Annotated in this window: 1 protein-coding gene and 2 pseudogenes; 1 reads left to right on the top strand and 2 read right to left on the bottom strand. The window is 56.4% G+C overall.

Features of this window, described 5'->3' with window-relative positions:
- Positions 1-98: 98 nt before the first annotated feature.
- Positions 99-830 carry a hypothetical protein gene (locus AC1D1Z_RS36710; RefSeq protein WP_477853730.1) on the bottom strand — a complete coding sequence of 244 codons (732 nt, stop codon included), beginning with the start codon at positions 828-830 and terminating at the stop codon, positions 99-101.
- A gap of 72 nt (positions 831-902) precedes the next feature.
- Positions 903-1,166 (bottom strand): annotated as a pseudogene (locus AC1D1Z_RS36705) (helix-turn-helix domain-containing protein); the annotation flags it as partial.
- Between the two features lie 178 nt (positions 1,167-1,344).
- On the opposite strand from AC1D1Z_RS36705, the pseudogene AC1D1Z_RS36700 reads away from it, so the two are divergent.
- Positions 1,345-1,485 (top strand): annotated as a pseudogene (locus tag AC1D1Z_RS36700) (acyl-homoserine-lactone synthase); the annotation flags it as partial.
- Positions 1,486-2,120 lie beyond the last annotated feature (635 nt).

Here is a 2,120-nt window from a genome sequence, read left to right as displayed (position 1 = left end):
GCCGGTGAACTTCGTTGTGATGCGTGACATGGCTATTCTCCTGATTGCACGGATTGAGGGCTTACTCAAGCGTCTGTGATGTTCTGGATTTGTAGGGTCTATGGTCMTCCTGTCGCCGAAAAGGTCCCGTTGGCATTGTAGGTCACGGTGTACGTTTCGTAGCCGGTGGTGAAATCGCAGCAGGCTGAGTTGCTTTCGTCAAAAGCAACGGTGCGTCCGACCGGCTGGTAGCCCATCTTCACGAAAAAGATTTGCTTCGGTATGCAGTTCATGACGGCATTGGGGACAGGAGCGACGAAGCTCGAGAGTATGATCGCCTGATTGTTGTTCAGGGCGACGACGCCACAATAGAGTTCGGGATGCGGCAACGGCGTATAGGAAGGCACGTTGATGCCAAACCCTCCGATCGCAATYCCGGCTTGATTGGCCGGCGCCGAAAGTCCGAGCGGGTCGAGTGTCAAGGTCGTGCAATTGTCCGGCGAACCATCGGCCGTGGTGAGCGTAACCGGTCGGAACGCCGAGGTGCTGCCGACCACCGATAGCGTGGCGGAATTGAGCGCGAGGAGCGCGATCAGCTGGGAGAGCGACACCTGTTTGGTGCTGAGGGCACCTGCATAGATCTGACTGTCCAACCCGAAATTGATCTGCGCTCCCGAAGTTGCGTAATTGCCGACGCTTTGGCAGCCGAGACTGCCGCTGAGGATGGGATCAGGGCTCGGCAGCAACGGAAATGCGGCTTGCTTCTGAAAGACATAGAAATATTGCGTCGTCTGCGAAAAGTTCCGAACGGATCTGGTGCGTCTGGGATTCGTAATTTTGGGCCGCCGCAGACCGGCCGCGCAGCGCCATGACCCATAACAAAAATTCTACTTCTTCCAGCAGCCGGCGATCAAGTTTACTCCAACAGCCAGCAACTCCGTGGCGGAGATCGTGCTGTTCTTATGGCCATCTATGGCGCCTCGCCCAAGGAGCAGCTAGTCGAGGGAGACGTCCAGAAGGCGGGCGAGCGCGCAGGCGCTTTCAAGGGACGTGTGGCCGCCATTTTGCCAGCGCGAGACGGCCGCGACGGATACATTCAGTTCGGCCGCGAGAGCGTGTACTTTCCGGAACTTGCCCCGAGAAATCGCTTCTCGAATACGTTTGCCGCGCGCTGGGTCGTAGGTCATGACCATTCTTCCTTTGGGTGCGTTGAATTGGCAGCCACAGAGCTTGGGATCGGTCAAGCTTTGGAAATTTAAGCGAAAATGAAAGGCAAAGCGAAGCACCGGTCAACCTGGTGAAATATCCAGATTGCTCCCGGTCGGCTTCCTGTTGTGAAACGTCAGCACATCAGGAGGGATGGATATGTTGCGGATACTCACCAAAGACATGCTCGAGACCGATCGACGTGCTTTCGACGAAATGTTTCGGGCACGCGCCGCCGTCTTTCGCGATCGGCTCGGATGGCGGGTCGATGTCCGGAACCAGTGGGAGAGGGACCGATACCAAGCGCTTCCGGAAGAAGGTGGAAGTCCAAGGAGCAAACGCAATATTTATTTCGGCGATGCGCCGAACCGTCTCAAGCTCGGCTGATAGGCTGGAGGCCGCGCTTTGGTCGGTAGGAACTGACCGGTTCTGGTCAGAGATCGCCGGGGGACTATTCTACACCTCCGAGACCATTCTTGCCGCGGAAGGTCATGGTGACGAAATGCATCTCTTCCGCATTGTCTGGTGCGATCTTCGTCTTCGGCATGTTCGAAACTGCTCGACATTTCTCCATGAGGCAAGGTAGGCGACCTCCCCGTGGGCCGATAGATAGCTGCCGAGAAAGCGACCACGTTGACGTTTCGACTGAGCCGCGAAATGCCCTTAAAGCATTCCTGATTTGGTCGCTGCGCGACTTGATTCATTCCCAATATGATCCAGCAGATGAGTTTCTCAAACCGCTCCCAAGAAGCGGTGAAATCGGCTCGGGCTGGTAGCGTTCGATCGTCCAATCGGGCTGGCTCTTCTTGATGTGACTCTGGATGGATTGAGCGCGCACGCTGTCGCACCGGCACAGAGATCTTATGACGTCATGCAAGCTGCCGTCGGATCTGGTGGCTTCGCAAAACCGGCAATCGCGAAACCCAGGTTTTTAC

The sequence above is a fragment of the Rhizobium sp. P1_E1 genome, from assembly GCF_056406015.1.
This window is presented reverse-complemented; position numbering and strand designations above follow the sequence as displayed.